The organism is Pseudomonas sp. (genome assembly GCF_030147005.1).
GTDB lineage: Bacteria > Pseudomonadota > Gammaproteobacteria > Pseudomonadales > Pseudomonadaceae > Aquipseudomonas.
The window spans coordinates 19,405-41,593 of sequence record NZ_JASLAW010000019.1 but is presented as its reverse complement, the minus strand read 5'-3'; the positions used below and the strand labels follow the sequence as shown (position 1 = coordinate 41,593).

The following is a 22,189-nucleotide window of genomic DNA, read 5'->3' as shown; positions in this document are numbered from 1 at the left end:
TCACCTGTGTTTCATACCACGCCTCCGCTAGCAACCCCGCTCCCACATTTTGATCGCATTCATCTTCGACATCTAACAATAAGGGTCATTTCCCATGCGCGCACTCGCCGCCTTGAGCCGCTTTGTCGGCAATACCTTCGCCTACTGGGTGCTGATTTTCGCTGTGGTCGCGTTCCTTGAACCCAGCTGGTTCATCGGACTGAAAAGCACCATCGTGCCGTTGCTGGGGCTGGTGATGTTCGGCATGGGCCTGACCTTGAAACTTGAAGACTTCGCCGAGGTTGCCCGCCATCCCTGGCGCGTTGCCCTGGGCGTGGTCGCGCATTTTGTGATCATGCCCGACGTGGCGTGGTTGTTGTGCCAGGTATTTCACCTGCCGCCGGAAATTGCCGTCGGCGTGATTCTGGTCGGCTGCTGCCCCAGCGGCACCTCATCCAATGTGATGACCTGGCTGGCCCGTGGTGACCTCGCACTGTCGGTGGCCATCGCCGCCGTCACCACCCTCCTCGCCCCACTGCTCACGCCGGCGTTGATCTGGCTGCTGGCCTCGGCCTGGCTGCCGGTGTCGTTCATGGAGTTGTTCTGGTCGATCCTGCAAGTGGTGCTGCTGCCCATCGTGCTCGGTGTGGTGGCGCAGCGACTGCTGGGTAATCGGGTACGTCACGCGGTCGAAGTACTGCCGCTGGTCTCGGTGATCAGCATCGTGATCATCGTCGCAGCGGTGGTTGCCGCCAGCCAGGCGAAGATTGCCGAGTCGGGCCTGTTGATCATGGCCGTGGTGATGCTGCATAACAGCTTCGGCTACTTGCTCGGCTACTTCACCGGGCGGCTGTTCAAGTTGCCATTGGCACAACGCAAGTCGTTGGCGCTGGAGGTGGGCATGCAGAACTCCGGGCTCGGCGCCGCGTTGGCCAGCGCGCACTTCTCGCCATTGGCGGCGGTGCCCAGTGCACTGTTCAGCGTTTGGCACAATATTTCCGGCGCCTTGCTGTCGACTTACTTTCGACGCATGAGCGAGAAGGAACACCGCCGCGCGTTGGAGAATACCCCGCAGACTTGATCGGCCGGTTCATGTTGGGCACTCTGAGCGCTTCGCGGGGACGACCCCGCGACGCCAACGCGCGTTGAATCCGGGGACGACCCCGCCTGAAGAAGCGAGGCCACCATGTCCTGGATCATTCTGTTTTTTGCCGGGTTGTTTGAAGTCGGCTGGGCCGTCGGCCTGAAGTACACCGACGGCTTCAGCAAGCCCCTGCCCACCGCACTGACTATCGCGGCCATGGCCATCAGCCTTGGCCTGCTGGGGCTGGCGGTGAAAGAACTGCCGCTGGGCACCGCCTACGCCGTGTGGACCGGAGTGGGCGCCGTGGGTACGGTGATCGCCGGGATTATCCTGTTTGGGGAGTCCATGGCGCTGTTCCGGTTGGCCAGCGTGGCGCTGATCATTTGTGGGCTTATTGGTCTTAAGATTTCCACTTAGGCCCCTCTAGCAATCGCAGGCAAGCCGGCTCCCACACTTGAATGTATTCGCAGTTCAAAATGTGGACACTGGCTTGCCTGCGATGAGGCCATGGCAACCTTAAAACCTACTTGCCGCTCCCCCGCAACACACCCACTTTCTCCTGTAATTGCGCAGGCGTCGCCGCATCTATCGAGACCGGTTCCCCTGCGACCAACACCACCCGCGACCAGATCCGATGGAAGAACCCCTTGTTCGGATCGCGGCTGAAAAAGCTCCCCCATAACCCCTGCAACGCCATCGGAATCACCGGTACCGGCGTCTCTTCCAGAATCCGCGTCACCCCACCGCGAAACTCATTCATCTCACCATCGCCGGTCAACTTGCCTTCCGGGAAGATGCATACCAACTCGCCGTCCTTCAAGTACTCGGCAATCCGCGCGAAGGCCTTTTCGTAGATCTGAATATCTTCGTTACGCCCGGCAATTGGAATGGTCCCGGCGGTGCGGAAGATAAAGTTGAGCACCGGCAAGCGGTAGATCTTGTAGTACATGACAAAACGAATCGGCCGACGCACTGCGCCACCAATTAACAGCGCATCGACAAACGATACATGGTTGCAAACGAGCAAGGCCGCGCCTTCATCGGGAATCCGCTCGAGGTTGCGGTGCTCGACGCGGTACATGGAATGGCTGAGCAGCCAGATCATGAAGCGCATGGTGAACTCGGGCACGATCTTGAAGATGTAGGTATTGACCGCGATGTTGAGCAGCGACACCACCAGGAACAACTCGGGGATCGACAGCTTGGCCACGCTCAGCAGCAGGATCGACACAATGGCCGACACCACCATAAATAGCGCATTGAGAATATTGTTGGCCGCAATCACCCGCGCGCGCTCGTTTTCGGCGGTGCGCGACTGGATCAGTGCGTACAGCGGCACGATGTAAAAGCCGCCGAACACGCCCAGGCCGAGGATATCGAATAACACCCACCAGGCTTGCCCGTAGCCAAGTACCGCCAGCCAGTCATTGGGCTGAACGTTCTGGGGGAAGCCGCCGGAATGCCACCACAGCAGCAGGCCGAACACTGTCAGGCCGAACGAACCGAACGGCACCAGGCCGATTTCCACCTTACGTCCCGAGAGCTTTTCACACAGCATCGAGCCCAGGGCGATACCCACCGAGAACACAGTAAGGATCAGGGTGACGACGGTTTCGTCGCCATATAACCATTCCTTGGCGTAGGCCGGAATCTGCGTCAGGTAGATCGCGCCGACGAACCAGAACCACGAATTGCCGACAATCGAGCGCGACACCGCCGGGGTCTGCCCCAGGCCCATGCGCAACGTGGCCCAGGACTGGGTGAAAATATTCCAGTCCAGACGCAAGTTTGGCGTGGAAGCCGCCGCCCGCGGAATGCTGCGGCTGGCGAGATAGCCCAGCACCGCCACGCCGACAATCGCCCCAGCAACCACCGGCGCGTAATGGGGAGAGGACATCATCATGCCCGCGCCGATAGTACCGGCCAGGATCGCCAGGAACGTGCCCATTTCCACCAGGCCGTTACCGCCGACCAGCTCATCGTCGTGCAGCGCCTGGGGCATGATCGAGTACTTCACCGGGCCGAACAGCGCCGAGTGGGTGCCCATGGCAAACAGTGCCAACAGCATCAGTTCCAGGTGATCGAACAGAAAGCCGGTGGCCCCCACTGCCATAATCACGATTTCGCCGATCTTGATCGCGCGGATCAAAGCGTCCTTGTTGAATTTCTCGCCAAACTGCCCGGCCAGCGCCGAGAACAGAAAGAACGGCAGGATAAACAGCAAGGCGCACAGGTTGACCCAAATGGAACGCTCGCCCTCAATAGCGAGCTTGTAGAGAATCGCCAGAATCAATGATTGTTTGAAGATATTGTCGTTGAAGGCGCCCAGGAGCTGGGTAATGAAAAACGGCAGAAAACGCCGTGTGCGCAGCAATGTGAATTGTGAGGGGTGGCTCATCGTCCGTGTTCCTGCGTGGCCTGTTATTGATCAGGCCACGACTGTACCTAATCCTGATTAGTTATTCGCTAGCCCTGCAATGCACGGAGAAACAAAAAGCTCGCCTTTATAGGCGCCCTGCACAGTGCGCTTGGCCACGATCAGCCACATCAGCGCCAGGGCCGCCACCAGCACACTGCCGAATACGCTGAAGAATCCCAGCTGCAGCAGGCTCGCAAGCTTCAGCGTGGCCAGCGCGTAAACACCCAGCGGAAAGGTAAAGCCCCACCAGCCCAGATTGAACGGGATACCGGCGCGCAGATAACGCAGGGTGATCAACACCGCAATCAACATCCACCACAAGCCGAAACCCCACAGGGTGATACCTGCCACCAGGCCGAGCCCGTTGGCCATTTCGCCCACACCCGTCAGGCCATTGGCTGCGAAGATCGCGGGCGCATCGCCGCCAAGCAGCAACATGCCCAGGGCACCGGTGCCGATGGGGCCCAGCGCCAGCCAGCTCGATGCCGCCATATTGACGTGGGGCAGTTTGTGCAGGGCCATGCGCAGCATCAGGATGGTCAGGATGCTGAAGGCTACCGGCAGGGAGAACGCCCAGAGTACGTAGCTGGTCACCAGCATCACCAGTTGCGAATGGGCATCCGCCAGGTGCGGCGCCAGCAGGCCACCGCTGGCGGCAGCCACTTCGGCGGCCACCACCGGAAGCAGCCACACCGCGGTCATCTGGTCGATGCTGTGCTCCTGGCGGGTGAACATCATGAATGGAATCAATACGCCGCAGGCCAATGCCATGGCCACGTCCACCCACCACAGGGCTTCGGCCAAGGGAATCACAGCGCCGCCCCACCGTGGCAGCCCGAACAGCAGCAAACCATTCAGCAGGGTGGCCAGGCCCATGGGGATCGTGCCGAAAAACATCGAGACCGTGGAGTGCCCGAAAATCCGCCGCGCCTCGTGGAAAAACATCACCCAACGTGCGGCATACAAAGCGCTGAACAAGATGAACAGGCCGATGGTAAACACCCACAGCCCCTCGGCGACGGCGTGCAAGCCGGGCAGATTGACCGGCAGTTGTGCCAGGGCCAGCGCCAGCACGCCGGTCCCCATGGTCGAGGCAAACCAGTTCGGAGTGAACTGGCGAATCACTTCCCGGGGCCGGGTCAGGTGGCTGAAGGGTTTATAGCTGATGGTTGTCGAGCAGGTCATGATGGCAATCCTCTTCCTCGCATGAGGTTGAGGCCATCATAGAAGCGTATCGAATATCTATATAACGGGTAATATCTCTAACTGTTATCTGTTTTATAGATACTTGCCGTTGGCCCACGCTGCCACAGCAGCCCGCCCAGGGCGCCGAGAGCGAGGAAAATAAGCAGCGCGCCGTATGCATCAGTGGTTGCGATCAGGCCCAATTCCCGGCTCAGGCTACCCGCCAGCAGCGCCGGCAAGCAGAACGCCAGGTAACTCAACACGTAGAACGCCGACATCAACCCCGCTCGCTCGTGGGGCAATGCCAGCCCCACAATACTGCGGACACTGCCCATGAACCCGCCGCCGAAACCCAAGCCTGCAACCACACTGGCAACAAAGAACAGCCACAGGCTTGCACTTTGCACAGCCACCAGCAGCAACGCCACGCCGGCCGCCAGCAGTACCGCCGAGAGCCGCATGACCTTGTGCGCCGGGTGCTCGCGCAGGCTGTAGATCATCACCGCGCCACTGAGGGTAATCACGGCCACCAGGCCACCGCCGATCAGGTGCGAAGTCGAACCCGTCGCGGCGTGTACCAGGGACGGTGCCAGGGATGAAAAAAATCCTCCCAGGGCCCATACCGCCACATTCAGCGGCATTGCCAACGCCAGGGCCCGCCGTGCCTGCTTCGGCACATGCAGCGTCGGCGCCAGGGACTTCAACGCACCCGGTATGCGGCTGACGGTTTCCGGTAAGCGCCAGACATACACCGCCTGAAGTACCATCAACCCGAGCAGGGCGAAGTAAATCAATTGGGTCGGCCATGGCGCGTATTCCACCAGCAAACCGCTGCCCAAGCCGCCACTGGCCATACCCAACATCGGCGCGAGGCTATTGAGCAGCGGGCCGCGCAGGCGGTCGGTGTCGAGCAACATTGCACTCAATACCGCCGTCGCCGTCCCCGTGGCGAAGCCTTGCAGCGCCCTCGCGGCAATCAGCCAGGCGGTGCTGCCAGCGTTGATAAACAACAGCATCGCTACGATATTCAGGATCAACGCGACGAAAATCACCGGCTTGCGCCCGACGTAATCCGAAAGCGATCCCACCGTCAGCAGCGCCGCCAGAAGGCTCACGGCATAAACGCCGAAGATCAGCGTCAGCATCGCGGCCGAGAAAAGCAGGGTGTCCTGGTACACCTGATACAACGGCGTCGGCGCGCTGGACGCGGCGAGGAAGGTCAACACTGTGATTACCAGGAATGTCAGGCTGGAACGTTGAGACAGGTTGCTGCGCATAGGCACGCTCCACTAAAGCTAATATTTTGCTTTTGTGGAGTGTGCTACCGGCTGCCGCTTAAAGCAAATTCTTTGTGTTAAGGTTTTACCCATGGCAATTAAAGAAGGCCTTCGCCCGGGGGGCCGTAGCGCCCGGGTACAAGAGTCCGTGCATTCGGCCGTGCGTGAATTGCTGGCAACCCATGAGCGCGCAAGCATCACCGTGCCGATGATTGCAACGCGCGCGGGCGTTACGCCGTCGACCATTTACCGACGCTGGGGTGACCTCTCCGTGCTGCTGGCCGATGTGGCCTTGGCGCGCATGCGGCCGGACACCGAGCCGGCCACTACCGGCAGCCTGCGCGGCGACCTGCAAGCCTGGGCTGAACAATACCTGGATGAAATGAGTTCGGAGCCAGGGCGCAACATGATGCGCGACGTGCAGTGCAGCGTGACGCCGGGGTATTGCGTGAGCATTCTGAGCGGGCAGTTGCAGATGATTGTGGACCGTTATCCGGATCAGGCGGCACCCAGCGTGGATCGCTTGATCAACCTGCTCGCAGCACCTACGGTGTTTCGTATTCTGTTCTCCACAGCCCCGCTCGCGGTCGAAGAGCTGCACGCCTTGATCGAACTGGCGTTGAACAACCAGGGCCCCTGCGCCGATTAAATGTGGCGGATGGCGTGCCTACAAAGCAAACACCTCGGTACATCAGGCAAGACAAGCCGATGCCATCGCAGCATAGGTATCGCGAGCACGCCGGCGCCCACATTTGCCCCATGCGCATCCAATAAAAAACGGCCTCAGATGAGGCCGTTTTATTTTCGCCAATCTACCCTCAGGTACGCATCCCACGCCCGCTTACCAGCAAGCGCGCGCAACCGATATACAAGGCGACGGTGGCGACGACCATAAAGGTGATCGCCACGCTGATCTTGATATCCGACACGCCCAGGATGCCGTAGCGGAAGGCATTGACCATGTGCAGCACCGGGTTGGCCAGGGACACGGTCTGCCAGAACGGCGGCAGCAACGTGATGGAGTAGAACACCCCGCCCAGGTAGGTCAGCGGCGTGAGCACAAACGTGGGAATGATCGAAATATCATCGAAGTTGCGCGCAAATACCGCGTTGATAAACCCCAGCAGCGAGAAGATCGTCGCCGTGAGCACCACCACCAGAATGGTGACCCCCAGGTGATGCACTTGCAGGTGGGTGAAGAACAACGACAGCAGGGTCACGATCACGCCCACCATCAAGCCACGCAATACGCCGCCCAAGGTGTAGCCGATCAGGATGGTGTGCGGCGACACCGGTGAAACCATCAATTCTTCGATGGAGCGCTGAAACTTGCTGCCAAAGAAACTCGACACCACGTTGCCGTAGGAGTTGGTGATCACCGACATCATGATCAGGCCCGGCACGATGTACTCCATATAGGTGAAACCACCCATGTCACCGATCTGCCGGCCGATCAGGTTACCGAAGATCACGAAGTACAAGACCATGGTGATCGCCGGTGGCAGCAGGGTCTGCGGCCAGATCCGGGTAAAGCGTTTCACTTCGCGGTACACGATGGTCTGCAGCGCGACGAGGTTGGGTTGCAGTTCGGAATTCATACCGCCACCTTCGCCAGATTTTTCTCCACCAGGGACACGAACAACTCCTCAAGGCGATTGGTTTTGTTACGCAGGCTCAACACTTCGACGTTCTGGGTCGCCAGTTGGCTGAACAACGCGGTGATGCCCATGGCTTTGTCCACCTGGACCTCCAACGTGCGGCTATCCACCAGTCGGCTCGGGTAGCCCAGCAGTTGCGGCGGTGCCGACAGGGTGTTTTTCAGGTCGAGCAGGAAGGTTTCCACATGCAACTGGCCCAGCAGGTTGCGCATGCTGGTGTTCTCGACAATGGTGCCGTGGTCGATGATGCCGATGTTGCGGCACAACTGCTCAGCCTCTTCCAGATAGTGCGTGGTGAGAATGATGGTGATGCCCTTCTCGTTCAGCTCGGTGAGAAAGGTCCACATCGAACGACGCAACTCGATATCCACGCCTGCGGTGGGTTCGTCGAGAATCAGCAGACGCGGTTCATGCACCAGTGCGCGGGCGATCATCAGGCGCCGCTTCATGCCGCCGGACAACGAGCGCGAAGGCACATCGCGCTTGTCCCACAGGCCCAGTTGGGTCAGGTACTGTTCGGCGCGTTCCTTGGCGATTTTCATCGGGATGCCGTAATAGCCGGCCTGGGTCACGACGATATCAAAGGTCTTTTCGAACTGGTTGAAGTTGAATTCCTGGGGTACCACGCCGATGGAACGCTTGAGCGCCGCCGGGGATTTATCCAGGTCATGGCCGAAGATATTCACCGTGCCGCTGCTCTTGTTGACCAGAGTCGAGAGAATACCGATGGTGGTGGATTTGCCGGCACCGTTGGGGCCGAGCAAGGCGAAGAAGTCACCTTCGGCAACGTCCAGATCGATACCACTCAGGGCCTGGAAACCGTTGCCGTAGGTTTTGGTTAGCTGCCGGATGGACAGAGCGGAACTCATATCTGATTACGCACCAAAGAAAAGAATAGAAACAATAGATGAGGGCACACCCCCGGTAGTTCAACCTGCGATGTGGTGCGGGCATGGTGCGTGCCCGCGCCACACAAGTACAGTCACCCGTATTAATAGTGCTTATCAGGTCAACGCGGTCATCACCGCCTTGCGGTAGGCCGGACGTTGCTTCAGGCGCTGGTACCAAGCCTCGAGGTGGGGCATTGGCGGGCGTTCGATGGGCATCTCGAACCAGGCGTAGATAAAGCAGCCCAGGGGAATATCGCCCATGCCGAACGCTTCTCCGCTGAGGTAGGGTTGCTCCGCAAGGGCCTGATCGACGGTGTTGAGCGCATTGATGCAGGCCTGGCGACCAGCATTGATGCTGTCCCAGTCGCGCTTCTCGGGGGGCGTGCGCACGATGCCCCAGAACACCGCTTTGAACGGATCAGCAAGGGTTGAAGTGGTCCAGTCCATCCACTTCTCGGCGTTGGCCCGGGCTTGCAGGTCACTTGGGTAAAGGTCCGACGCATGCTTGGCGCACAAGTAACGTACGATGGTATTGGATTCCCACAGCACGAAGTCGCCGTCTTCGATCATCGGCACCCGGCCATTAGGGTTCAATGCCCGATATTGCGGCGTGTCGACCACACCAAAAGCCCCGCCCGCATCAATCGCCTCATAGTCCAGGCCGAGTTCCTCGGCGCACCACAGTGCTTTCCTGACGTTTGATGAATTTTTACGACCCCAGATTTTCAGCATGACCGCGCCTTATCGTTGTTGAACATGGCTTGATGAACGCCGCAGCATACGCCGGTTCACACGCGGCTTGAATCACCCTGCATGACGCACGACAGGCCTGCATCGATTCAGCGAAGCGCACCGCCTCTCGCACGGCGCGGTAAAGACTGACCGCCCGGTCACATAAATCCGCACGGGTTCCGCGATGTTTCTCGGCGAACTCCCCCATTACGGGGTGGTCACTATCGATGATAGCGGCTGGGACTCAGGTACATATCGCACTGATGGTTATCCCCAGTACAACTTGTAACACCCTGATCACCCCGCTTGGCCGGACGCCGACTAAGCTCCCTGGTGGTTTCGCCCCTGGTTTCACGGAGGATTGAATATGCTGTTGTTGTGGATACTGGTTCTGGTGGTCGGCATTGCCTACCTGGCACACCGCCGCGCCGCGCCCCTGCCCGCCCTGGGTGTGGTCGCCGTTTACCTATTGGCGATGGGCGCCTGGAGCCATGCACCGGGTTGGCTGTTGCTGATTTTCTGGGTGCTGATCGCCGTCGTGGCCGTGCCCCTGCTACTGCCCGACCTGCGCCGCCAATACTTCACCAAGCCGCTGTTCAGCTGGTTCCAGAAAGTCCTGCCACCGATGTCCGAAACCGAGCGCGATGCCATTGACGCGGGCACCGTATGGTGGGACGGCGAACTGTTCAGCGGGCGCCCCGACTGGGATAAATTGCTGGCCTACCCCAAGGTGCAATTGACCGAAGAAGAGCAGGCATTCATCGACGGCCCCACCGAAGAGCTCTGCGCGATGGTCAGCGATTGGGAAATCGGCCAGGCCATGGACCTGCCACCCGCCGCCTGGGAGCACATCAAGACCCACGGTTTCTTCGCCCTGATCATTCCCAAGGAATACGGCGGCAAGGGTTTCTCTGCCTACGCCCACTCCCAGGTCGCGATGAAACTGGCGACCCGCAGCGGCGACCTGGCCTCCACCGTTATGGTGCCCAACTCCCTCGGCCCTGCCGAGCTGCTGCTGCACTACGGCACCGACGAGCAACGCAACCACTACCTGCCGCGCCTGGCGCGTGGCGATGATATTCCGTGTTTCGCCCTGACCGGCCCGCTGGCCGGCTCCGATGCCGGCGCCATGCCCGACACCGGTGTTATCTGCAAAGGCGAGTGGGAAGGCAAGGAAACCCTCGGCCTGCGCTTGAACTGGGAAAAACGCTACATCACCCTCGGCCCCGTCGCGACCTTGCTCGGCCTGGCGTTCAAGGCCCATGACCCGGACCACCTGCTGGGCGAAGAGGAAGACCTGGGCATCAGTCTTGCGCTGATCCCGACCGACACCCCCGGCGTCGAAATCGGCCGCCGCCACCTGCCCCTGGGCGCTGCGTTCATGAATGGCCCCAACTCGGGCAAGGACGTCTTCATTCCGCTCGAATACCTCATCGGCGGCCAGGAGATGCTCGGCAAGGGCTGGATGATGCTGATGAACTGCCTGTCCGTGGGTCGTTCGATTTCCCTGCCTGCGGTGGGCACCGGTGCCGCCAAGTTCACCAGCCTTGTAACCGGCCAGTATGCGCAGGTACGTGAACAGTTCAACGTGCCGCTGTCGGCTTTCGAAGGTATCCAGGAAGCCCTGGCGCGCATCGGCGGCAACGCCTGGCTGATGGACAGCGCGCGCATGCTCACCGCCAATGCAGTGGACTTGGGCGAGAAGCCTTCGGTGCTGTCGGCGATCCTCAAGTATCACCTCACCGAACGCGGCCGCGAGTGCATCAGCCACGCCATGGACGTGCATGGCGGCAAGGGCATCATCATGGGCCCGAACAACTACCTGGGCCGCAGCTGGCAGGGGGCGCCGATCTTCATCACTGTGGAAGGCGCGAATATCCTCTCGCGCAACCTGATGATCTTCGGCCAGGGGGCGATTCGCTGCCATCCGTTCGTGCTCAAGGAAATGGCCCTGGCCGGTCGTGAAGACCGTGATCAGGCATTGAAAGAGTTCGATGGCCTGCTGATGCAACACATCGGCTTCGCCGTGAGCAACGCCGCCAGTACGTTGGTATTGAACCTGGGCTTTGGTCACTTCGAAAAGGCCCCGGGCAACCGTCTGAGCCAGGGTTATTTCCGTGCATTGAACCGTCAGGCCGCCGCGTTCGCCCTGCTCGCCGACTTGAGCATGATGCTGCTGGGCGGCGAGTTGAAACGCCGCGAGCGGTTGTCGGCGCGCCTGGGTGATGTGCTGAGCCATATGTACCTGGCATCGGCGGCGCTCAAGCGTTACCACGACCTCGATTCGCCGGATCACCTGGAACCGCTGTTCGCCTGGGCCATGGAAGAAAGCCTTGGCGAGTCCGAGCGCGCGCTGGATGAATTGCTGAGCAACTTCCCGAATAAAATACTGGGTTGCCTGCTGCGAGTGATCGTATTCCCGTTCGGGCGTCGCCATACCGGGCCATCCGATGCTTTGGATGCCGAGGTTGCCGCGGTGCTCGGCCGCGCCAAGGGCGACCCGACCCTGGAAGAGTTGCTTGCTGGGTGCTATCGCCCACAATCGGCGCAAGACCCGGTGGGCGCATTGCAACATGCCTATGATCTGCTCGGCGCAAGCCATCCCTTGCAGAAAAAACTGCACAGCGCGCTCAAGAGCGGGCAGGTCAAACCGACTGCCGGTGAATCGGCCATTGACACCGCGCTGCAGGCCGGCGTGCTGCAACCCGCCGAAGCGCAAACCCTGCGTGACGCCGAAGCGGCTCGCCGCAAGGTGATCGACGTGGATGATTTCAGCAAGGAAGAGCTGATACAGGCTGAGGGTAAGGTCCGCTGATACCAGCGGTCATATAAAAACGGGCGCGAGAGGCATATACTCTCGCGCCCGTTTTTGCTTTAGAGGACTTATCTCGTGTCCAACGTCGTTGCCGATCATCTCGTCTTGCTCGACCACCTGCGTAGCATCCTGGTTGCCGTCGGCGAAGCCGAACAGGTACCCGAGGAAAGCCATACGCTGTTTCTGGAACGTTTCGACGAACTGCGCGCCCTGCTGCCGATCGATCCGATCGAGAGCCAATACCTGGGCCAGGACCTGATGAGCCAGGTCATCCTGCGCTACCCGCAGATTGCCCATCTGGTACCGCGCGATCTGCTGTGGTTCTTTGGCGGCGATTGCCTGCACTTCATGCCCGACGAAGAACTGGACCTGTACCAGGCTCTGGAAGAGCGTCGCTATGAAGCCGAGCTGAACGAAGAACCGTTCGACTGGAACCAGGAAAAGCAGCTGCTGGCCATGCCGGACGACCAGAGCAAACACTGATCATCACAACACCGCAAGCTGGTGTGGGAGCAAGCCCGCTCCCACATTTTCTACCGCGTCCCTACCGGCGCCGCAGTGTGGGCTCACTGGCCATGCACTCCACCAGGTAATCAATAAACACACGCAACTTCGGCGGCAAGTACCGCGTAGGCGAATGCAACAACCACGCTTCGCCGTGGTACGACGCAATAAAATCCCACGCCGGCAACACCTGTACCAACCGCCCCTCCTCCAAGGCGTGCCGCGCCGTGAAGTACGGCAAGCTGCCAATCCCCACATGCTGCAACACCGCATCCAGCCGCACGCCCGTGTGGTTCGCCGCATAGCGCCCGCCTACACCGACCGTCACCGCCTTGCCACCCTGACGAAACTTCCAGCGCGAGTCCCCTGGGGTTTCGCCCAGGTAGATGCAACTGTGTTCCAGCAAATCATGGGGATGGCCCGGCGTGCCATGCTCGGCCAGGTACTGCGGTGTCGCACACAGCAAATGTTCGATCGGCAATAACTGCCGCCCGACCAAACCGGGTGGCGGGCTGTCGGTGATGCGGATGCTCAGGTCGATATTGTCGTCGATCAGGTCCACATGCCGATCCTCAAGGATCAGTTGCACATCCACCTTGGGATAGCGCCGCAAGAACGCCGGCATATGCGGATGCACCACAAACCGGCCGACCGCCTTGGGCACGCTGACCCGCACCAGGCCCTCGGCTTCATGGGTGAATTGCCCGCTGACTTCCATCACTGAACGCGCTGCGTTGACCATCTCCCGGCACCGCTTGAACACCTCTTCGCCGCCGTCGCTAAGGCGCAGCTTGCGCGTGGTGCGTTGCAGCAGACGGGTCGCCAGTGCCTGTTCCAGACGCGAAATACTGCGGCTCACCGCCGAAGGCGAAACGCTCAATTGCCGCGCCGCTTCGGAGAAGCTGCCGGTTTCTACCACCTTGACGAAAATTGCCATTTCACCCAACAGCGGCAAAGGAAGATTGATGCTCATAACGCACAGGTCCATTGATATTTGACTGGATTATCACCTATCAGCGCACTGTTTATACTGCCCGCACAACCTGAATGCGGATGTAGACGATGACCGAGCGCCTGTTTTTTACCCACGACCACCTGGTTGCCGAACTGGAAGTGCTCAGTTGCACCCCGCACGCAGAGCAATTCGCCGTCATTGTGCAGTCGACGATTTTCCATCCCCAGGGCGGGGGTCAGCCATTCGACACCGGATGGCTCGGCGACAGCCAGGTATTGCGAGTCATGCAGGAAGCCGAGCACGTGGTGCACTACGTCAATCAAGCCGTGCAGCCCGGCCCGATCACTGCGCGGGTCGATGCACAACGCCGTGCGCTGCACTCGCGCCTTCATTCTGCGGGGCATTTGATCGGCAATGCCGGTGAGCGCCTGGGTTGGTTGCCGATCAAGGCCCACCATTGGCCGGGTGAAGGCAAGATCACCTTTATCCGTGGCGAAACTGCACAAACCCTGGACGCCGAGGCGCTCCAGCAGCAGGTCAACCGGTGGATCGCCGCTGGCTATTCACGGCATATGACGCTGGATGAAGGCACACGCGAAGTCGGCTTCGGCGAACTGCCGGCCTACGCCTGCGGCGGCACTCATGTGCAGGCGCTGGGGGACGTGGGCCAAGTGAAGATCCTGGCCCTGTCGGAGAAAAAAGGCGCGTTGTCGGTGCGCTACGAAATCAACTGACACGCCGAGCATCAAAATGTGGGGGCTGGCCCCAATGCCATTCAGGTAAGCGCTGGAGCGGACAACTGTCGCCCTGTGGCGAGGGAGCTTGCTCCCGCTGGGCCGCGAAGCGCGCCAGAAAATGGGACTGCTACGCAGTCCAACGGGAGCAAGCTCCCTCGCCACAGTACAGTGCTCCTCTTTAACCTCTCACATTTGATTCGGGCTATACCGACACCGCCCCCGCCCTGCCCGGCTCCACCACAAATGACTGCAACGTCGACACCGTGGCCGCCGGATCCCGTGGATCGCTGATCACGCGAAAATGCGTGAGCATCTTCTGGGTATTCAATTCCACCGACACATACCCACGCTGACGGCTGTCAAAAAACTTCACATGGGGATTGAGCGGCAGGATTTTCCTGAAGGCCTCATAAGGCGGGCCATCGGAGGTCACCGAAGAGCCGACGAATTCGGTTGCCACAATCGGCGAACCTGGGTCATCGGCATCGGCGTGCAGGTCCGTGGCCCAGAACGAGTGAATATCCCCGCCCCAGAACACCGGGTTAGGCACGCGATTGCGCTGGAGAGAAGCCAGCATTCGCTTGCGGTTGGCCATATAGCCATCCCAGCCATCGGTCCAGCGGCCGACCTTATGGAGGGTCAGGTCACGCTGCAGCAGCGGCGCTACCAGCAAGTCCTGGGCGATCACGTTCCACTGCGCTTTCGACTGGGCGAATCCCTGGTCCAGCCAAGCCTCCTGCTGCCACCCAAGCAAGGTGCGACCTGGGTCGCGCAAGTCGCTGCAGGCGTTGGCGGCAATATGCCCTTGATGACTGCCGTTGACCTGGATGCACGGTTGTTCGGAGCGATACTGTCGACCGTCGAGCACATGAAAACGTACCAGCTGGCCATAGTCGAGACGTCGATAGATGCGCATAGCCGCCCCTTGCGGCCTGCTGCTCGCACGCAACGGCATATGCTCGTAGAACGCCTGGTAAGCCGCCGCCCGTTGCTGGAGAAACTGCGCCACGGGAATCGTCGGGTCTTGGGACCAGCGGTTGGCATAGTCGTTCTGCACTTCGTGATCGTCCCAGGTCGCCACGCTGGGGGCGGCGGCATGCAAGGCCTGCAGATCCGGGTCGGTCTTGTACAGCGCGTAGCGGTTACGGTAGTCGCTCAAGCTCACCGCATTACCGCTGCCGTGGGAGCGAAAGATTTTGCCGGAGTCTGCCGCGTAGGAGCTGTCGTAGATATAGTCGCCGAGGAAAAACACCAGGTCGGGGCGCTCGGCGGCAAGGTGGCGGTAAGCGCTGAAATACCCGCGCTCCCAATGCGAGCAGGATACGAACCCGAGCCGGGCCGACGCCCGCTCATGCCATGCAGGCGCGGTGCGCGCCTGACCGACCGGGCTTTGCGCGCCAAGGCCCTCGAATTGGTACCAATACGGCCTGCCCGCAGCCAGCCCCGCCACCTCAACATGTACCGAATGAGCCAAGCGCCCGGTCGCCAGCACCTCGCCCTGCTTCACGATGCGCGTCATCCCCGCATCGCTGGCCACCCGCCAACGCACCGGCACCGCACGCTGCAATCCACCGCGCCCATCCTCGGCGCTGAACAAGGGCGCCAGGCGCGTCCATATCACAAAGCCGTCCGGCAGCGGGTCACCCGACGCAACGCCCAGGGTGAACGGATAATCGACTCCGGCACTGCGCACAAATGGGCTCAGAATCGAAAACGCGGTCGCAACTGCCAGCCCGGTAACGACTCGACGGCGATCCAGGTCCACGGCGCCGCTCACGCCAGGCGCTCCCAGTCGTCACGCACGATGGCGAATCCCAGCAAGTCCTCATACACGCCGTTTTTAAGGAACGCTTCGCGCATGCACCCTTCATAGCGCAGGCCGATTTTCTGCATGACCCGCGCCGACTCCTTATTACGACCGAAGCACTGGCTTCCCACGCGGTGCAACCCCAACTCAGCGAACCCGAAGTCCATCACTGCCGTCGCCGCCTCGGCGGCATACCCTTGGTTGCGACAGTGCGCCGCCACCCAGCCGCCCAGATGCCCATGATTGTGGCGAGCGTTCAGACGCAGGCTGACAATGCCGATCAGTTCGCCGCTTGCACGCGCCTGCATGCCCAGGCTCAACAGGTCGCCGACACGGTATTTCTCTTGCATCCCGTCAATAAAAGCCTGCGCTGTTTCCAGCGTGTAGGGCGATGGAACATTCGCTGTGTTATCGGCAATGTTCGGCCCGTTGGCGAGCTTGAACAGTGTCTCGGCCTGCTCCGCTTCGAGCGCTTGCAAGAGCAGACGCGGGGTTAACAAATGCGGTAACGAACGACTCATGGGTAGGCGGCTCCCGATATAAATTTTTCGAGCATGTACCGTCGTCATGTCAGTTTCATTACTTCAAAAAACACCCAGCCATACTGCTGTAAGACTCTTCCTAGAGCCTTCAAAACGTAAATTAAAGTTAACCATTCGGTCATTTTTGCTTGCTAGCGTGTTGCCCCTAATTCAATAACGGGGTAACGGAATGAGAACCTGGGATGAACCCAAGAAGCGCAAGGCGCACATCGAACTGATCCCGATGATCGACGTGATGATGTTCCTCCTGGTGTTTTTCGTACTGGTGAGCCTGAACGTGATCCCGGCCCTGGGTATGAAGACTCAATTGCCCAGCGCCAGCAGTTCGCAACAGCTCAAACCGCAGAACAAATTCATCCTGACCCTGGGCCTGGAAGGCCAACTGCAACTCGATGGCAAGGACCTCACGGTGGACGCCCTGGTGCCGGCGCTGAAGGCGGCGCAAAAGCCCGATACCAAGTCGACGATCATCGTCAACAGCGACAAAGGCGTTGAGGTTTCACGCCTGGTGGAAGTGATGGACACCCTGCGCCTGGGTGGCTTCACCTCCGTGTCCATCGCCACGCGTAAGTCCTGATCATGTACGTTCTGTTTCGCGCGCGTCAGCTGCTGGGCAGTGTCCCGGCCGTGATCGCCCTGGTGCTGATTGCATTGGGTATCCAGTCCCAGACCTTGAAGGTCGAGCCGGTGTATGACGAGTCGGCGGTCGAGTTGGCGTTGATCGAGCCGGAGCCGGAAGTGGTCCCGGAACCGGTGGTGGAACAAGCGCCGCCACCGCCAGTGATCGAGGAGGATGAAGCCGAGCCCGCGCCACCGCCACCACCGCCCAAACCGGCGCCAAAACCCGAACCCAAGCCCAAGCCAAAACCTGTGGCCAAGCCCGCGCCCGTGGTCGCCAAGCCCGCCCCCACGCCGCCACCGGTTGCCGCCAAACCGACGCCCGCCCCCGTCGCGCAGGCTGCTCCGGCAACCGCGCCGCCCGCGCCGCCAAAGGTCGACAGCCAGGCACTGGAAGGCGGTTACCTCAAGGGCTTGCGCAATGAGTTGGACACCTACAAGCAATACCCCACCGGGCGCCAGGCATCCCTCGAACGCCCGAGTGGCGAAGTGGTGGTGTGGCTGCTGGTGGACCGCCAGGGCCGCGTGCTGGACTCCGGCCTGCAAACCCAAGCCTCGAGCATGCTGCTCAACCGGGCGGCCACCAACAGTTTGCGTCGCATCAAGCAAGTCAAGCCGTTCCCCGAGCAAGCGTTCGGCGGCCGCAATGAACAGCGCTTCACCGCCACCTTCAACTACAGCGTGCAATAAGCACCCTTCACCAGGACGACAGTGATGAAGTTCACCCGCATTCATCTGGCACTCGTTGCCGCGACCAGCATGACCCAGGGATTGGTCATGGCCGACACGAGCGAAAGTGACGTCGGCACCATTGGCGTCCAGGGCAAGGCCAGCGCCGGGGGCGGCTACATGGTGCCCGAAGAAAGCATCAAGGGCCGCTCCACCGTGACCAAGGAGGCGCTGGACAAGCAGGCGGCGACGGGCAATGCCATCGACAAGCTCAAGTACACGCCGGGCTTGAACATCTCCAGCGAAGACAACACCGGCCTTTCGGGCTTTCGCTTCACCCTGCGCGGCATGAACTCCGACCAGGTGGGCATGTCGGTGGACGGCATGCCGATCAACGATTCGGGCAACTATGCGCTGTACTCCAACCTGCTGGGCGATCCGGAAAACATCGACCAGATCTTCGTCACCCAAGGCGCGTCGGAAGCCGACGGCCCGCACATCGGTTCCAGCGGCGGCAACATCGGTATCGTGACCATTCGCCCCACCAAGGAGACGGGCGCCTTCGTCAAACAGGTCGTCGGCAGCAACGCCACGCGCAAGACCTTCGCTCGCCTCAATACCGGCGAAGTCAACGGCCTGAGCAACTGGCTCTCGGTGTCCCATACCGAAGGCGATATGTGGCGCGGCTCAGGCGCCGTGCGGGCGGACAAGGTGGAATGGAACAGCTTCTTCGACGCCGGCAACGGCAACACCGCCAACCTGATCCTCAAGTATCACGAGCAGGACAACAACAGTTACAGCCAATTGACCAAGGCACAGTTCCAGCAGAACGGGCGCAAATACGACCCCTACCCGGCGACGCCGAGCGTGGGCAGCAACGGCAAGTACAACAGCTACTATGCCCTGGCGCAGAATCCGTTCCAGACCTTCACCGCCGTGCTCAACACCCAGTTCAAACTGGCCGACAACCTGGCCCTGTCGGTGATCCCGTATTACTACTGGGGCAATGGCAGCGGCGTCGGCTCATCGAGCTATGCGCTCAACCGCGGCTCCAACCTGGGCGGCGTATTCGACCTTGGCAACCTGCCGACCGCCGCCCAATACAACGCCGACGGCACCCCGAACAGCGGCGTGTACTACCGCCCCTCGCGCACGCAAACCTGGCGTCCGGGCATCACCACCAAACTGACCTGGGACCTGGGCGACCACAGCCTGCAATTCGGCTACTGGTACGAGCGCGCACGCCAGAGCCAGACCCAGCCGTTCATTGCGCTCAAGAGCAATGGCAAGCCGGTCGACACTTGGCCGGACTCCAACAGCGCCATCGTCGACGCCAACGGTAATCAGGTTCAGGGGCGCGACCGCTTCACTGTGACCCCGGCGCAAAAAGTCTGGGCTCAGGACACCTGGTACATCAACTCGGACTGGACCTTCATCGCGGGCCTGGCCTACATGAACGTCGAACGTGATGGCACCAACCACGGCAGCCTGAGTGAGCAGCCGGAAAAGCGTAACCAGACCTACAACAAACTGCTGCCCAACGCCGGCCTCAAATACCAGTTGGACGAGCGCGACCAGTTGTTCTACAGCCTGTCACGCAACATGCGCGTACCGCAGAACTACGCGCTCTATGACAAAGGCGCCGGCTCCATCGACCTTGAGCCGGAAACCAGCTGGAACCACGAATTGGGCTGGCGCTACAACGACGAGGACATGACCCTGGCCGCTACGCTGTTCTACATGGACTTCAAGAATCGCCAGGTATCTTCCAAGGACATCAACGGCGACGCTGCCGATATCAATGTTGGCGCCGTCAGCAACAAAGGTCTGGAACTGGAGTGGAGCGGCCTGCTGCCCCACCATTTCAATTACTACACCTCCTACACCTACACCAAGGCCGAACAGCAAGACGACATGACCGTCTACAACGCCGGCCAAGCCATCCTGTTGCCCACCAGCGGCAAGCAGTTCGCCAACGTGCCGAAGAACATGCTGGCAGCCAATATCGGTTACGACGATGGGCGTTTCTACGGCACCTTCGGCGGCAAATACACCAGCAAGCTCTACGGCGACCTGACCAACGACGAAGCCATATCCGGGCGCACCGTGTTCAACCTCGGCGCCGGTATCTACCTCCCGGTCGACAAAAAGGTGGTCAAGGACGCGACGCTGCGCCTGAACGTCGACAACCTGTTCGACAAAAAATACCTGGACGGCGTGTACACCACCAAGACCAACGCGGCCAGCTACAGCGGTTTTCGCGATGGCGACCCGGCGTACATCGTCGGCCTGGACCGCACCGTCACGGTGTCGCTGGAAGCGAATTTCTAAGACTGACCCAAGAGGAACGCAAGCATGGATATGAACCTGCTCCACGACGTCACTTTCTATGTGATGTATGCCGCGATGGCGATCGCTATCTTCATCGCCATCGAGCGCGGCATCTACTTCGCTTATGTACGCCGCCAGGCCCGCGCCCTGATCGACGCCCTGGGCAGCAACGTGCACAGCGAGCGCGACCTGCCGGAACACCTGACCCGTCGCGACAGCCTGCCGCTGAACATGATCGTGCCGGTACTGGCCCAGAAGGCGTCCCACGGGACGCGCAAGGACCTGGACGACGAAATCGACACCCAGTACCTCAAGACCCGCGCCCCGCTGGCCCGCAGCCTGTGGATCATCGAGACCATCACTACCGCCGCCCCGCTGCTCGGCCTGCTGGGGACCATTCTGGGCATCATCGACACCTTCAAGGCACTGGCCACGGCGGGCGTGTCGGACCCAGGGCAGATTTCCGGTGGTATCGGCACGGCCTTGTTCGCCACCGGCCTGGGTATCGCCATCGCGCTGTTCTGCGTGGTGTTTCATAACTTCTTCCAGGACAGCCTGGAACGCATCAACGACCAATTGAAAATCTTGCTGATCCGCGCTTCCAGCGGTGCTCGAGCACACGATGAAGTGCCACACCGCGTGCCCACTCCGCTGCACAGCCGCACGGCCTGACCTGCAGGGCGGGCGCGTGATGGCCCGCCTGTTCCTTTTGCGCGATGAGACGCTTATGTCCCTTTCGAAGAAGTTGCGTATCGCCGGCCTGACCGGCCTGCTCCTCAGTCCGCTGGCCCAGGCGGACTTTTCAATTCCAGGCTTTGAACTGGTGCACACCGTGCCGGTGGACACGACATTGGGCACTGCCGACCTGCGCCAGCCGGGCCCGGTGTGGATCGAGCTGTTCGACGGTGCAAAAAGCCGCATTGATATCGGCCAGTTCTACGCGGCCGACCATCCCGGCTCGGTGATGGGCAAGGTGATCGAACACCTGGAGGCTGCGGGCAAACGCGGCGTGAAGATTCGTTTTCTGCTCGAAGAAAAAGGTATCAAGCTGTCGGATGCGGCCACCTTGGACCGCCTGCGCGCAATTCCCAACCTGACCTTCCGGGTGCTGCCCTTCGGGCAAGTGAGCGGCGGAATCATCCACGCCAAGTACATGGTAGTGGATGGCAGGCAGGCGTTTATCGGCAGCCAGAATTTCGATTGGCGAGCCCTGGAACATATCCACGAAACCGGGCTGCTCATCAGCGATACAAGCGTTGCCGGGCAGGTCCAGGCGATCTTCGACCAGGACTGGCAAGCCCAACAGGCCCTCACCGAAAACCAACCGGTGCCACTGCCGGCCGCCGGCCCGGAACCTGCGCGTACCGGCAACTACCTGGTGGCCAGTCCGCAACGCTACAACCCGCCCGGCGTGGGTGATTCACAGCTGGAGCTGCCGCGCCTGCTGGGCGAAGCGAAGAAAGAGGTGCGCGTGCAATTGCTAGACTATGCGCCGCTGTCCTACGGCCCTGATCGGACCCGCCCCTACTATGCGCTGATCGACAACGCCGTGCGCGCCGCCGCTGCGCGCGGGGTGTCGATCAAGCTGATGGTGTCCGACTGGAACACCGACCCGCTGGAACTGCCGTACCTCAAGAGCCTTGCGGTGCTGCCCAACGTAGCGATCAAGATCGTCACCCTGCCCGAAGCCAAACAAGGGTTCATCCCCTACGCGCGGGTGATTCACAGCAAGACGATGGAGATCGACGGGCAAGTGGCGTGGGTCGGCACCAGCAACTGGTTGGGCGGTTACCTGGATAATTCGCGCAATCTGGAAGTGGTGATGCGCAGTGAAGCGATGGCCCAGCGCGTAGGGCAATTGCACGAGCAACTGTGGGACGGACCCTACGCTAGAGCCTTGAACGTGACTGAGGAGTACCCCGCGCCTCATCCTGGCCAGCATTGACCTTGGGCATCTGAGTAATGGTAGTGTGTGGAAATATTTCTG

Annotated in this window: 20 protein-coding genes and 1 pseudogene; 11 read left to right on the top strand and 10 right to left on the bottom strand. The window is 60.7% G+C overall.

What is annotated here, in order from left to right; genetic code table 11:
• Window positions 1-94 precede the first annotated feature (94 nt).
• A complete protein-coding gene (locus Q1V60_RS01480) occupies window positions 95-1,060 on the top strand; it encodes a bile acid:sodium symporter family protein (RefSeq protein WP_300626894.1) in 966 nt (321 codons plus the stop codon).
• A 105-nt stretch (window positions 1,061-1,165) separates the two neighbouring features.
• Window positions 1,166-1,480, top strand: coding sequence for a quaternary ammonium compound efflux SMR transporter SugE (gene sugE, locus Q1V60_RS01475; protein WP_124406751.1), 315 nt, complete (start codon window positions 1,166-1,168; stop codon window positions 1,478-1,480).
• A 106-nt stretch (window positions 1,481-1,586) separates the two neighbouring features.
• Here sugE and Q1V60_RS01470 read toward each other — a convergent pair whose 3' ends face one another.
• The 3 genes from Q1V60_RS01470 to Q1V60_RS01460 all read right to left on the bottom strand — a co-directional run bounded on the left by Q1V60_RS01470 (window position 1,587) and on the right by Q1V60_RS01460 (window position 5,944).
• Complete coding sequence (locus Q1V60_RS01470; protein WP_300626893.1) at window positions 1,587-3,461, bottom strand: MFS transporter; 1,875 nt, start codon at window positions 3,459-3,461, stop codon at window positions 1,587-1,589.
• 57 nt (window positions 3,462-3,518) lie between these two features.
• Window positions 3,519-4,667 carry a TDT family transporter gene (locus Q1V60_RS01465; RefSeq protein ID WP_300626892.1) on the bottom strand — a complete coding sequence of 383 codons (1,149 nt, stop codon included), beginning with the start codon at window positions 4,665-4,667 and terminating at the stop codon, window positions 3,519-3,521.
• A 77-nt stretch (window positions 4,668-4,744) separates the two neighbouring features.
• On the bottom strand, window positions 4,745-5,944 hold the full coding sequence (locus Q1V60_RS01460; protein ID WP_300626891.1) for an MFS transporter: 1,200 nt from the start codon (window positions 5,942-5,944) through the stop codon (window positions 4,745-4,747).
• 91 nt (window positions 5,945-6,035) lie between these two features.
• Between Q1V60_RS01460 and Q1V60_RS01455 the strand changes: the two genes are divergently transcribed.
• On the top strand, window positions 6,036-6,593 hold the full coding sequence (locus tag Q1V60_RS01455; protein ID WP_300626890.1) for a TetR/AcrR family transcriptional regulator: 558 nt from the start codon (window positions 6,036-6,038) through the stop codon (window positions 6,591-6,593).
• A 169-nt stretch (window positions 6,594-6,762) separates the two neighbouring features.
• Here Q1V60_RS01455 and Q1V60_RS01450 read toward each other — a convergent pair whose 3' ends face one another.
• From Q1V60_RS01450 to Q1V60_RS01435, 4 genes and pseudogenes are all read right to left on the bottom strand, one after another.
• Entirely contained in the window at window positions 6,763-7,542 is a 780-nt protein-coding gene (locus Q1V60_RS01450; protein WP_300626889.1) for an ABC transporter permease, read from the bottom strand.
• Window positions 7,539-8,471: an ABC transporter ATP-binding protein gene (locus Q1V60_RS01445; protein WP_300626888.1), complete on the bottom strand. Its 933-nt coding sequence runs from the start codon at window positions 8,469-8,471 to the stop codon at window positions 7,539-7,541. Before Q1V60_RS01445 ends, Q1V60_RS01450 begins: the two co-directional genes overlap by 4 nt.
• Before the next feature lie 135 nt (window positions 8,472-8,606).
• Window positions 8,607-9,224 carry a glutathione S-transferase gene (locus Q1V60_RS01440; RefSeq protein WP_300626887.1) on the bottom strand — a complete coding sequence of 206 codons (618 nt, stop codon included), beginning with the start codon at window positions 9,222-9,224 and terminating at the stop codon, window positions 8,607-8,609.
• A gap of 115 nt (window positions 9,225-9,339) precedes the next feature.
• Window positions 9,340-9,478 (bottom strand): annotated as a pseudogene (locus Q1V60_RS01435) (cysteine protease); the annotation flags it as partial.
• Between the two features lie 113 nt (window positions 9,479-9,591).
• Here Q1V60_RS01435 and Q1V60_RS01430 point away from each other — a divergent pair.
• Both Q1V60_RS01430 and Q1V60_RS01425 read left to right on the top strand, forming a co-directional pair.
• Complete coding sequence (locus tag Q1V60_RS01430) at window positions 9,592-12,039, top strand: acyl-CoA dehydrogenase (protein ID WP_300626886.1); 2,448 nt, start codon at window positions 9,592-9,594, stop codon at window positions 12,037-12,039.
• Window positions 12,040-12,114: 75 nt separating this feature from the next.
• Complete coding sequence (locus tag Q1V60_RS01425; protein WP_300626885.1) at window positions 12,115-12,522, top strand: PA2817 family protein; 408 nt, start codon at window positions 12,115-12,117, stop codon at window positions 12,520-12,522.
• Between the two features lie 61 nt (window positions 12,523-12,583).
• Here the strand turns inward: Q1V60_RS01425 and Q1V60_RS01420 are convergent, their stop codons facing one another.
• Complete coding sequence (locus Q1V60_RS01420; RefSeq protein ID WP_300626884.1) at window positions 12,584-13,516, bottom strand: LysR family transcriptional regulator; 933 nt, start codon at window positions 13,514-13,516, stop codon at window positions 12,584-12,586.
• Between the two features lie 89 nt (window positions 13,517-13,605).
• Between Q1V60_RS01420 and Q1V60_RS01415 the strand changes: the two genes are divergently transcribed.
• Window positions 13,606-14,232, top strand: a complete 627-nt coding sequence (locus tag Q1V60_RS01415) for an alanyl-tRNA editing protein (RefSeq protein ID WP_300626883.1) — start codon at window positions 13,606-13,608, stop codon at window positions 14,230-14,232.
• A gap of 205 nt (window positions 14,233-14,437) precedes the next feature.
• On the opposite strand, the gene Q1V60_RS01410 is transcribed toward Q1V60_RS01415, so the two are convergent.
• Both Q1V60_RS01410 and Q1V60_RS01405 read right to left on the bottom strand, forming a co-directional pair.
• Complete coding sequence (locus tag Q1V60_RS01410) at window positions 14,438-16,012, bottom strand: alkaline phosphatase D family protein (RefSeq protein ID WP_300626882.1); 1,575 nt, start codon at window positions 16,010-16,012, stop codon at window positions 14,438-14,440.
• Window positions 16,009-16,563 carry a GNAT family protein gene (locus Q1V60_RS01405; RefSeq protein WP_300626881.1) on the bottom strand — a complete coding sequence of 185 codons (555 nt, stop codon included), beginning with the start codon at window positions 16,561-16,563 and terminating at the stop codon, window positions 16,009-16,011. Before Q1V60_RS01405 ends, Q1V60_RS01410 begins: the two co-directional genes overlap by 4 nt.
• A 190-nt stretch (window positions 16,564-16,753) precedes the next feature.
• Here Q1V60_RS01405 and Q1V60_RS01400 point away from each other — a divergent pair, with 190 nt between their 5' ends.
• Genes Q1V60_RS01400 through Q1V60_RS01380 form a run of 5 tightly spaced genes read left to right on the top strand, consistent with a single transcriptional unit; the run spans window position 16,754 to window position 22,147 of the window.
• Window positions 16,754-17,161 (top strand): biopolymer transporter ExbD, encoded by a 408-nt coding sequence (locus Q1V60_RS01400; protein WP_061435935.1) that lies wholly within the window; start codon window positions 16,754-16,756, stop codon window positions 17,159-17,161.
• Between the two features lie 2 nt (window positions 17,162-17,163).
• The gene (locus Q1V60_RS01395; RefSeq protein WP_300626880.1) at window positions 17,164-17,892 is read left to right on the top strand and encodes an energy transducer TonB; all 729 of its coding nucleotides are present in this window, start codon (window positions 17,164-17,166) and stop codon (window positions 17,890-17,892) included.
• Between the two features lie 24 nt (window positions 17,893-17,916).
• Complete coding sequence (locus tag Q1V60_RS01390; protein ID WP_300626879.1) at window positions 17,917-20,202, top strand: TonB-dependent receptor; 2,286 nt, start codon at window positions 17,917-17,919, stop codon at window positions 20,200-20,202.
• A gap of 24 nt (window positions 20,203-20,226) precedes the next feature.
• On the top strand, window positions 20,227-20,874 hold the full coding sequence (locus Q1V60_RS01385; protein ID WP_300626878.1) for a MotA/TolQ/ExbB proton channel family protein: 648 nt from the start codon (window positions 20,227-20,229) through the stop codon (window positions 20,872-20,874).
• 55 nt (window positions 20,875-20,929) lie between these two features.
• The gene (locus tag Q1V60_RS01380; RefSeq protein ID WP_300626877.1) at window positions 20,930-22,147 is read left to right on the top strand and encodes a phospholipase D-like domain-containing protein; all 1,218 of its coding nucleotides are present in this window, start codon (window positions 20,930-20,932) and stop codon (window positions 22,145-22,147) included.
• Window positions 22,148-22,189: the final 42 nt, after the last annotated feature.

Excerpts from the sequence above, each read along its gene's own strand:
- Q1V60_RS01445 (WP_300626888.1), bottom strand. The coding sequence starts at position 8,471 with ATGAGTTCCGCTCTGTCCATCCGGCAGCTAACCAAAACCTACGGCAAC.
- Q1V60_RS01420 (WP_300626884.1), bottom strand. The coding sequence starts at position 13,516 with ATGAGCATCAATCTTCCTTTGCCGCTGTTGGGTGAAATGGCAATTTTC.
- Q1V60_RS01455 (WP_300626890.1), top strand. The coding sequence starts at position 6,036 with ATGGCAATTAAAGAAGGCCTTCGCCCGGGGGGCCGTAGCGCCCGGGTA.
- Q1V60_RS01480 (WP_300626894.1), top strand. The coding sequence starts at position 95 with ATGCGCGCACTCGCCGCCTTGAGCCGCTTTGTCGGCAATACCTTCGCC.
- Q1V60_RS01415 (WP_300626883.1), top strand. The coding sequence starts at position 13,606 with ATGACCGAGCGCCTGTTTTTTACCCACGACCACCTGGTTGCCGAACTG.
- sugE (WP_124406751.1), top strand. The coding sequence starts at position 1,166 with ATGTCCTGGATCATTCTGTTTTTTGCCGGGTTGTTTGAAGTCGGCTGG.
- Q1V60_RS01390 (WP_300626879.1), top strand. The coding sequence starts at position 17,917 with ATGAAGTTCACCCGCATTCATCTGGCACTCGTTGCCGCGACCAGCATG.
- Q1V60_RS01385 (WP_300626878.1), top strand. The coding sequence starts at position 20,227 with ATGGATATGAACCTGCTCCACGACGTCACTTTCTATGTGATGTATGCC.
- Q1V60_RS01465 (WP_300626892.1), bottom strand. The coding sequence starts at position 4,667 with ATGACCTGCTCGACAACCATCAGCTATAAACCCTTCAGCCACCTGACC.
- Q1V60_RS01440 (WP_300626887.1), bottom strand. The coding sequence starts at position 9,224 with ATGCTGAAAATCTGGGGTCGTAAAAATTCATCAAACGTCAGGAAAGCA.
- Q1V60_RS01395 (WP_300626880.1), top strand. The coding sequence starts at position 17,164 with ATGTACGTTCTGTTTCGCGCGCGTCAGCTGCTGGGCAGTGTCCCGGCC.
- Q1V60_RS01460 (WP_300626891.1), bottom strand. The coding sequence starts at position 5,944 with ATGCGCAGCAACCTGTCTCAACGTTCCAGCCTGACATTCCTGGTAATC.
- Q1V60_RS01470 (WP_300626893.1), bottom strand. The coding sequence starts at position 3,461 with ATGAGCCACCCCTCACAATTCACATTGCTGCGCACACGGCGTTTTCTG.
- Q1V60_RS01405 (WP_300626881.1), bottom strand. The coding sequence starts at position 16,563 with ATGAGTCGTTCGTTACCGCATTTGTTAACCCCGCGTCTGCTCTTGCAA.
- Q1V60_RS01450 (WP_300626889.1), bottom strand. The coding sequence starts at position 7,542 with ATGAATTCCGAACTGCAACCCAACCTCGTCGCGCTGCAGACCATCGTG.
- Q1V60_RS01400 (WP_061435935.1), top strand. The coding sequence starts at position 16,754 with ATGAGAACCTGGGATGAACCCAAGAAGCGCAAGGCGCACATCGAACTG.
- Q1V60_RS01380 (WP_300626877.1), top strand. The coding sequence starts at position 20,930 with ATGTCCCTTTCGAAGAAGTTGCGTATCGCCGGCCTGACCGGCCTGCTC.
- Q1V60_RS01430 (WP_300626886.1), top strand. The coding sequence starts at position 9,592 with ATGCTGTTGTTGTGGATACTGGTTCTGGTGGTCGGCATTGCCTACCTG.